We start from the raw sequence: 8,710 nt of genomic DNA, 5'->3' as shown, positions 1-8,710 counted from the left end.
GGCTTGACCACGGTATCCAAAAAACAATTAAAATACTAATAATTTTAGTATTTTAAACTGGACCCCGCGATCAAGTCGCGGGGTGACAATGGAGAAACCGAGCCATGCAACAAGGCCCTTCGCTCCTCGCAATGACGGAAAAGCTAACACCAATTTTTAAAATTAAACGAGTATACATGCAGTCACATAAAGCACATATTTTAATTGTTGATGATGATAGCAGAATATTAGCACTTTTACAGCAATTTTTAAATAAAAATGAATTTTTAGTATCAACGGCAAACTCAGTCATAGAAGCTAAAAATCTATTAAAAACTTCTAATTATGATTTAATTATTTTAGATGTTATGTTACCTGAAATAACAGGGCTTGATTTTGCTACTACTATAAGGGATGCCGGTAATAATATTCCTATAGTTATGCTTACTGCTTTATCGGAAGCAGGTGACCGTGTTAAAGGACTTGAAGCCGGTGCCTCTGATTATATAACTAAACCTTTTGAACCAAGAGAATTATTACTTCGGATAAATAACTTAATCAATAATTATAATAACTTTAAAAAAGAAACAAATATAATTAAATTCGGCAATAATTTCTATAATTTTGATACAAAAGAATTTACCAAGAATAATCAAATTGTATCTCTTAGCTCTACCGAACAAAAATTACTTGAAATATTAATAAAAAATTCCGGTAAATCCACTAGTCGTTTTGAACTTTCAAAAATTATGGGCGGGCTTAGTATGCGTTCTATAGACGTACAAATTACAAGAATAAGAAGTAAAATAGAAGACAACCCAAAAGAGCCGAAATATTTAAAAACCGTGCGTAATGAAGGCTATGCATTTTATATCTAAATTATTACCGAGAACACTGTTTATACGGTTCATGTTCATTATAATCATTCCGATTTTAATAGGACAAATTGTTGCTATATTCTTGTTTTACGATCGTCATTGGTATAATGTTTCATATTATACTAGTACTATTATTATCAATGAAATAGAATCGCTGATTAAAGAACATAGAAATAATTCAAGAGAGATAACCCATTTATCGGAAAATTATCTTAATTTATCTTATCAGTTTCAGATTAATAAAAAGTTATCTATAAAACAGCCTAAATTAGGTGAGCCTTTAACTATATTTAAAAATATTTTAGCTACAAAAATCCATGAAAAAAATATAGTTAAACTGAATAAGGAAAATAAAATTGAAGTATTTTTAGAATTAAAAGATGGAATATTATATATTACTTTTCCTGCAAAATTACTACTTAATCCTACAGTATATATATTTGTTTTATGGATTATATCTTTAACTATTATATTACTTTCCGTTTCTATTATTTTCTCCAAAAATCAAATTAAATCAATACTCGCTCTTGCGGATAGCATGGATAAATTTGGTCAAGGTGTTTTAAAAGGTAAAAATTTTAAACCTTCAGGAGCCTTAGAAATAAGAAAAGCAGGACTAGCTTTTTTAAAAATGAAAACCCGTATTGAAAAACAAATTACTAAAAGAACCACTATGCTTGCTATGATCTCGCATGACCTTAGAACTCCTTTAACAAGGATGAAACTACAACTTGAATTGATGGAAGAAAGCGAAGAAACAACAGGATTAAAACAAGATATATTAACTATGCAGCAAATGATAAATTCTTATTTAGATTTTGCTAAAGGCGAAAGTACAGAAGAATTTGAAGAAATTTTATTATTACCTTGGATGGAAAAATTTTTAAACAAATGGTCACATGTAAATATTGAATTTATAAAACCTGCTAATTTAGATAAAGTGCTAATAAAGCCGAATTCTTTTGAAAGAGCCTTGTCTAATTTAATGGGTAACGCTATAAAATATGGAACTAAAATTAAAATATCTTTAAAAGATAATTCATCTACCGTAGCCATAATTATTGAAGATAACGGTATTGGTATAGATGATACGGAAAAACATCTTGTATTTAAACCGTTTTATAGATCGGATAAAGCAAGACAGCTTGATAATGCAAGTAACGTAGGGCTTGGGCTTGCTATTACTAAAGAAATAATAAACAATCACAAAGGTTTTATTTATCTAGAAGATAGTAAGGATTTAGGTGGACTATCGGTAAGAATTGAAATACCTAGAATATAGGCTTTGTTTCCTATGGCTTGTTTTATGTCATTCCTAGCTAAAAGCTGGGCGTTGTTGCATGGCTTGTTTTATGTCATTCCCGCGTAGGCGGGAATCCAGGAAAAAATATAAATACAGCAAATTTTTAAAATTAAAAGCTCGATTTATCTGGATTCCTGCTTTCGCAGGAATAACATCTTGAACGTTCGTACACTAGCCGGTCAAACCACGGTATGACAAAAGAATTAAAATATAAAATAATGACTAACATAAAACATTTAGCAATAATAATGGACGGTAATGCTCGTTGGGCAGATCGGCATAACTTAGCAAAATCTGAAGGGCATAAAGGAGGAGCCGATAAAATTCGTGAATTACTACCTGAATTTATTAACCTTGGTATACCTTATGTAACTTTATATACTTTCTCTTCAGAAAATTGGCAACGCTCAAGTACGGAAGTAGATTTCTTAATAAAACTATTAAGTATTTATTTAAAAACCGAATTAAACAATTTACATAAAAACGGCGTTAAAATAAAAGTAATAGGTAGGCTTAATTTATTAAGTAGTTCATTGCAAAAACAAATAAATAATGCTATAGAATTAACAAAAAATAATAATAAAATAACGCTTTGTATAGCTTTTAGTTATGGAAGTCGCCAAGAGATAGTTGATGCCTGCACAAAAATTATTGCAAGCGGTAAAAAAGAAGTAAGCGAAAGCGATATAGGGTACGCTTTATATGACCCTGAAATGCCAGATGTAGATTTATTAATAAGACCAGGCGGGGTTTATCGCATCAGCAATTTCTTACTTTGGCAAGCAGCTTATGCTGAATTATATTTCTCATCCAAATATTGGCCTGATTTTAATAAAGATGATATACAAGAAGCTATAAATGATTACTCAAAAAGGAAAAGAACATTTGGCAAAAGATAAACAAAAATCAAATATATATTTAAGGGTGTTATCAGGCTTAATCCTAGTGCCGTTATTTGTCGTAGCTATATTATGGTTTAAGCCTTTATTCTATATTCTAATGATATTAGTAGGTATGGGAATGTTAAGTGAATGGTATAATATGACCTACTCTTCTATTCCTTATCAATTAATCGGACTAATTATTATTCCGATCCCTATAGCTCTATTAATATTATTGGAAGATACTAATAGCCAGCTTATAATGCTGTATTTTTGCATTATTTGGTCCGTAGATACTTTCGCTATGATTGGCGGCAAAACTTTTAAAGGAGCAAAACTTGCTCCAAAAATCAGTCCTAAAAAAACTTGGAGCGGTCTGATTACAGGAGTATTATCGGCAGGTATAGTTGCGGTATTAGTTAATTTTATACCAAGCTTTCATATTGAAAATTACTATTTTTCAAATAAAGTTTATTTGTTTATAATTAGTTGTATATTAGCATTAATAGCACAACTAAGTGATTTATTTATTTCATATTTTAAGCGAAAATTTAACATTAAAGATAGCGGTCACATAATACCGGGTCATGGAGGAGTGTTAGACAGATTTGATAGTATTATTTTAACTGCTCCGGTATTGTTTCTTATAAGTATACTCTAATCGTCATTGCGAGCAGCCGTAGGCTACGTGGCAATCTCGTCAAATATTCTGAGATTGCTTCGTCACTACGTTCCTCGCAATGACGAAAAATTTGGTCCATTATAACTTATGATAATACATTTAAATAATCATTCTAAAAAAATAATTTTAAATATATTTTTAGCGTTACTGCTTGGATATTTTGTTTTTCATTGCATATATGGTAATAAAGGGATTATTGCATATTTAAAAGTAAATAGGCAGCTTGAAAAAGCTTATGATGAATTAAAAACCTTACGAGCAGAAAGAGTAGAGCTTGAACATAACGTCAAATTACTCCGCACGGAATCGCTAAATAAAGATATGTTAGAAGAACAAGCAAAGAAAGTTTTAGGAGTAGCAGACCCTAAAGAACAGGTGTTTACAATAAAAAATTAAAAAATATGAAATATATGACTCCTGTGAATTGAAGGGTTGAGATACGAAGTTCAACTTGAAAAAGAGCAAGGAGTCTGTAAGCCGAGGAGCGGAGCGTATACTTAATACGTGAGCATCCGAGGACTTACAAAGACGACGCAGCCAATTTTTCAAGTTCAACGAGTATATTATGACTATAAAAATTTATCAAAACGACCTACCAAATAATTTTGAACTTGAAGGGGATATCGCTATAGATACCGAGACAATGGGGCTAAATCTACAGAGAGATAAACTATGTTTGCTACAATTTAGTAACGGCAACGGCGAAGCCCATCTTGTTCATTTTGCACATCAAGATTATACTGCCCCTAATTTAAAAGCGTTATTGCTAGATAAAACTAGATGCAAGATATTTCATTTTGCTAGATTTGATTTAGCAGCCATAAAAAAATATCTGAGTATAGATTTAGAAAATATCTTTTGTACTAAAATATCTTCAAAACTAGTTAGAACCTATACAGATAGTCACGGTCTTAAAGATTTATGCCGAGAACTACTTTCCATAAATATTTCCAAACAACAACAATCTTCTTACTGGGGAGCTGAAAATTTATCTCCGGAACAACAAGAATACGCAGCCAAAGATGTGCTTTATTTACATCAGTTAAGAGATATTTTACAAAAAATGCTACTTAGAGAAAATAGGTTCGAACTCGCTCACGACATCTTTCGTTTTCTACCGACAAGAGCTAATTTAGACCTTATCGGTTGGAATGAAATTGACATTTTCATGCATTAATTTAAATTAAGATAAATTAATAAAAATATTAAATTATTAACATAATAAATTGACTCTAGGTATAAAATCAGGCACACTATTTATAGGATTGCTAACAAAATAGCTTTAAAATTATTTTGTTAACAGTCCTATATTAACAACTAAAATAGGGGATCTTTATGACTAAACAGACAACACAAAAAAAGAAATAGTAAACTCAGATAACATTCCACTAGAACTAACTCTAAGTGATATAGCAGCCGGTGGGTATGAGAAACCTGAAGTAACAATTTATGAAGCACATGAAGTAAAAGCGCTGGAAAAAGTAGAAACTTTAGAGGCAATTAAAGATTTTGAGGTACTAAAACAAGAAAAAAATACTTTAAGTATTGATAATAATGTAAATGCTTTAAGTATTAATATTATTGTTGCATTTTGGTGGGTAGTAAATTATATAGTAGAATCAGTCGTAAGAGATATTTGTAATTATTTTAAAGAGACTTCGATTTCACAGGAAGAGCCACGATTTCCGTTTAATCTTGAAGAAATGAAAGCCAATGAAACACCTACTTTTGAGGCGATTGAAATTGGAGGAAACATGACTCAGATGGTTGGGATTGAGGTAAGCTAAAGAGTAATAAGTTATTATATAACTCTTGAGATATTATTGTCATACCGTGGCTTGTCCACGGTATCCAGAAAAGTAACTTAAAATACTAAAGTTTTAGTATTCTAAACTGGACCCCGTGGTCAAGCCACGGGGTGACAACCAACATCAAACAATAATATTCACAATTTTACGGGGGACAAGAATAGTCTTCTTCGATTCTTTTCCCTCTAAGAACTTTTGTACTTTCGGCAGATTGACGGTAATTTGCTTTATTTCATCTTCACCTGCGGAAATTTTAAATTCATAAGTATCACGAAGTTTGCCGTTAACCTGCACTGCCATAACATATGCGTCTAACTCTAGCATTGATTCATCAAATGCAGGAAAAGCTGAGTTATATAGCCGCTCTTTATTACCAAGCTTTTGCCAAATTTCTTCCGTAATATGCGGGATAAAAGGATTTAGTAGTTGTACTAAAACATTAAAGCCATGCCTTACGGTTTTTACATCCACCACTTCTTTACTAAGCTCAGCAGATATAGCATTAGAAAGCTCACGCATGCGTGCTATTGCTCTATTTAGGGCAAAATGTTTTATATCTTCAGCGACGTGCTTTGTAGTCAAATGAACTAATCTATTAAGTTCTTTATTAATTTCGCTATTCACATCGTCTTTTAAAGAAGCTATCGCCTCAAACATATGCTCAAGCTTATTAATAAAACGTGAGCAGCCTTCAATACCGCTTGCCGACCATTCTAGATCTTTCTCAGGCGGACTATCCGACAGCACAAAAAGCCTAATTGCATCTGCCCCATATTGCTCTTGCATTGTCTCAAGATCGATGAGATTCTTTTTAGATTTACTCATCTTCTCAATACGACCTTGTACAACTAAGCTACCGCTTTCTTTATGAAGAAATTCATTACCCTTTTTAACTACTTCTTCAGGATATAACCAATTATTATGCTCATCTTTATAAGTAGCATGCAGCACCATCCCTTGAGTAAAAAGCCCTTTAAAAGGCTCACGAACGCTTACATAATTTTGTTCGTTCATTACTTTTGTGAAAAACCTTGCATATAACAAATGCATTACTGCATGCTCTATGCCGCCTATATATTTATCGACCGGTAGCCAGTAATCACAAGCTTTTTTATCGGTCATCTCTGTAGCATTGCTATTGCAATATCTAGTAAAATACCAGGATGATTCAAAAAATGTATCAAAAGTATCAGTTTCACGAATAGCAGGCTTATCGCATTTCGGACAATTAACATGTTTCCAACTAGGGTGATGATCAAGCGGATTACCGTGACCGTCAAAGTTTACGTCATCAGGTAAAGTAACAGGTAAGTCTTTGTAAGGTACGGGAACTATGCCACAAGTTTCGCAGTGAATCATAGGAATCGGACAACCCCAAAAACGCTGTCTTGAAATCCCCCAATCTTTCAAACGATAATTTACGCTGCGTTTGCCTATCTCTAATTTTTCAAATTCCTCGATTACTTTTCGCTTTGCTTCATTACTAGTTAAGCCATTTAGAAAATCTGAATTAATTAAAATTCCGTCTTCCGTATGATCCGTTTCAACTACCTGTTTTATAGGTAAATTCATTTTAACGGCTAATTCATGGTCACGTTCATCATGAGCAGGGCAGCCAAAAATTGCACCTGTGCCGTAATCCATTAGCACGAAATTAGTAATAATAACCGGTAAAACTATATTTGAATCGAAAGGATGAGTAACATAAAGACCGGTAAATATTCCTTCTTTTTCAGCCTTTTCTAGTTCGCTACTTCCTGTAATATGCGAACATTTAGTTATAAAAGCTGATATCTCAGGTGTTTTAGAAACTAGTTTCTCTATTATCGGATGATTAAAGGCAATTCCTATAAAGCTAGCTCCAAAAATAGTTTCGGGTTTGGTTGAGAATACTTCTATAGTAGTATCTTCATTAGACCTCTTCGGAAACTCTACTTCTAGGGGTAATTTGTACGTCGATCCGGTACTCGAATCCTCACGTACGCTTGTGTACGCTGCGGTTCTGTGTTCCGTGTCTCCTTCAAATTCCTCCCTATAAGCGAGTTTCTGAAGAGGTCTATTATCTTTAATTTTGAAATGAAAATTAGCGCCTATCGATTTGCCGATCCATTTCTCTTGCATAGAGCGAACTGCTTCAGGCCACTCTTTTAAATTCTGAATTTCATTTAATAATTCTTCAGCATAGTCAGTGATTTTTAAGAACCATTGTTTTAAATAGCGTTTTTCGACTATTGCACCTGAACGCCAACCACGCCCATCAACAACTTGCTCATTTGCAAGCACGGTATTATCAACCGGATCCCAATTAACAAGCGATTCTTTTTGATAAGCAAGATTCTTTTCATAGAGTTCTAAAAAGAATTTCTGCTCATGTTTATAATACTCAGGATCGCAACTATTTATCTCTCTAGACCAATCATAAGAAAAACCCATAGATTTTAGCTGCTTTTTCATATTCTTGATATTAGAATATGTCCAATCTTTCGGGTGAGAATTATTTTTTATTGCAGCATTTTCGGCAGGTAAGCCGAAAGAATCCCAGCCCATCGGATGAAGCACGTTAAAACCTTGCATAGTCATAAATCTAGCAATCACATCACCTATAGAATAGTTGCGTACATGACCTACATGAATTTTACCGGAAGGATAAGGCAGCATTTCAAGTACGTAATATTTTGGCTTATTACTCTCGTTTAATACCTCAAAAGCTTTTTCTTCTTGCCAGATTTGCTGCCATTTTTGTTCTGTTTGGTTCATATTTTTTTATATAATTTACTTGTCACCCCGTGGCTTGACCACGGGGTCTTGTGTCACAGACTGTGTCCTGAGATACCGTGGAGGGGCCACGGTATGATACCGAGTGGAATATCACCTCGCACTATTAATATATATCTCTCTAGCTTTTCTTAAAATTTTATCCTCAAGCGTAATAGCAAGATTTGAAGTATTTTCATTAAGTACCCATTGCTTGTTCTTAAGCATTTCTTCAAATACTTTTACTTCAATTGAATCAGGGCTTATTACATCGTCTTTGATAAATATATTTATTTTAAATCGAAAATTAGGGTTAGAGCGTGGGCTATACCATTCCGTAATGATCACACCGCCGTTTGAGTCTGCTGATGCAAGAGGAGCAAAACTTATAGTCTCTAATGCTGCTTGCCAAAGATATTTATTAA

The 8,710-nt window shown here is 33.1% G+C and carries 8 protein-coding genes and 1 pseudogene; 7 read left to right on the top strand and 2 right to left on the bottom strand.

Features of this window, described 5'->3' with window-relative positions; genetic code table 11:
• Window positions 1-176: 176 nt before the first annotated feature.
• From AC1Z7D_RS04520 to AC1Z7D_RS04490, 7 genes and pseudogenes are all read left to right on the top strand, one after another.
• On the top strand, window positions 177-857 hold the full coding sequence (locus AC1Z7D_RS04520) for a response regulator transcription factor (protein WP_482602360.1): 681 nt from the start codon (window positions 177-179) through the stop codon (window positions 855-857).
• Window positions 841-2,139: a sensor histidine kinase gene (locus AC1Z7D_RS04515; RefSeq protein ID WP_482602358.1), complete on the top strand. Its 1,299-nt coding sequence runs from the start codon at window positions 841-843 to the stop codon at window positions 2,137-2,139. Before AC1Z7D_RS04520 ends, AC1Z7D_RS04515 begins: the two co-directional genes overlap by 17 nt.
• 212 nt (window positions 2,140-2,351) lie before the next feature.
• Window positions 2,352-3,059 (top strand): polyprenyl diphosphate synthase, encoded by a 708-nt coding sequence (gene uppS / locus AC1Z7D_RS04510; protein WP_482602356.1) that lies wholly within the window; start codon window positions 2,352-2,354, stop codon window positions 3,057-3,059.
• Window positions 3,019-3,702, top strand: coding sequence for a phosphatidate cytidylyltransferase (locus tag AC1Z7D_RS04505; RefSeq protein WP_482602354.1), 684 nt, complete (start codon window positions 3,019-3,021; stop codon window positions 3,700-3,702). The genes uppS and AC1Z7D_RS04505 overlap by 41 nt, the downstream gene beginning before the upstream one ends.
• A 108-nt stretch (window positions 3,703-3,810) precedes the next feature.
• Window positions 3,811-4,119 (top strand): FtsB family cell division protein, encoded by a 309-nt coding sequence (locus AC1Z7D_RS04500; protein WP_482602352.1) that lies wholly within the window; start codon window positions 3,811-3,813, stop codon window positions 4,117-4,119.
• Between the two features lie 43 nt (window positions 4,120-4,162).
• A pseudogene (locus AC1Z7D_RS04495) lies at window positions 4,163-4,231 on the top strand (palindromic element RPE5 domain-containing protein); the annotation flags it as partial.
• A 57-nt stretch (window positions 4,232-4,288) separates the two neighbouring features.
• Entirely contained in the window at window positions 4,289-4,900 is a 612-nt protein-coding gene (locus AC1Z7D_RS04490; RefSeq protein WP_482602350.1) for a ribonuclease D, read from the top strand.
• A 754-nt stretch (window positions 4,901-5,654) separates the two neighbouring features.
• Here AC1Z7D_RS04490 and leuS read toward each other — a convergent pair.
• Window positions 5,655-8,288 carry a leucine--tRNA ligase gene (gene leuS / locus AC1Z7D_RS04485; RefSeq protein WP_482602348.1) on the bottom strand — a complete coding sequence of 878 codons (2,634 nt, stop codon included), beginning with the start codon at window positions 8,286-8,288 and terminating at the stop codon, window positions 5,655-5,657.
• A gap of 111 nt (window positions 8,289-8,399) precedes the next feature.
• Window positions 8,400-8,710, bottom strand: a 311-nt coding sequence (locus tag AC1Z7D_RS04480) for a DUF3576 domain-containing protein (RefSeq protein ID WP_482602346.1), incomplete at its 5' end; no start/stop codon positions are given.

The sequence above is a fragment of the Rickettsia sp. genome (genome assembly GCF_965035265.1).
Note: the sequence above shows the minus strand (reverse complement) of the source record. Positions and strands in the feature narration are given on the sequence as shown.

Coding starts and splice junctions, on each gene's coding strand:
- AC1Z7D_RS04500 (WP_482602352.1), top strand. CDS start 3,811: ATGATAATACATTTAAATAATCATTCTAAAAAAATAATTTTAAATATA.
- AC1Z7D_RS04505 (WP_482602354.1), top strand. CDS start 3,019: ATGATTACTCAAAAAGGAAAAGAACATTTGGCAAAAGATAAACAAAAA.
- AC1Z7D_RS04490 (WP_482602350.1), top strand. CDS start 4,289: ATGACTATAAAAATTTATCAAAACGACCTACCAAATAATTTTGAACTT.
- AC1Z7D_RS04520 (WP_482602360.1), top strand. CDS start 177: ATGCAGTCACATAAAGCACATATTTTAATTGTTGATGATGATAGCAGA.
- uppS (WP_482602356.1), top strand. CDS start 2,352: ATGACAAAAGAATTAAAATATAAAATAATGACTAACATAAAACATTTA.
- AC1Z7D_RS04515 (WP_482602358.1), top strand. CDS start 841: ATGCATTTTATATCTAAATTATTACCGAGAACACTGTTTATACGGTTC.
- leuS (WP_482602348.1), bottom strand. CDS start 8,288: ATGAACCAAACAGAACAAAAATGGCAGCAAATCTGGCAAGAAGAAAAA.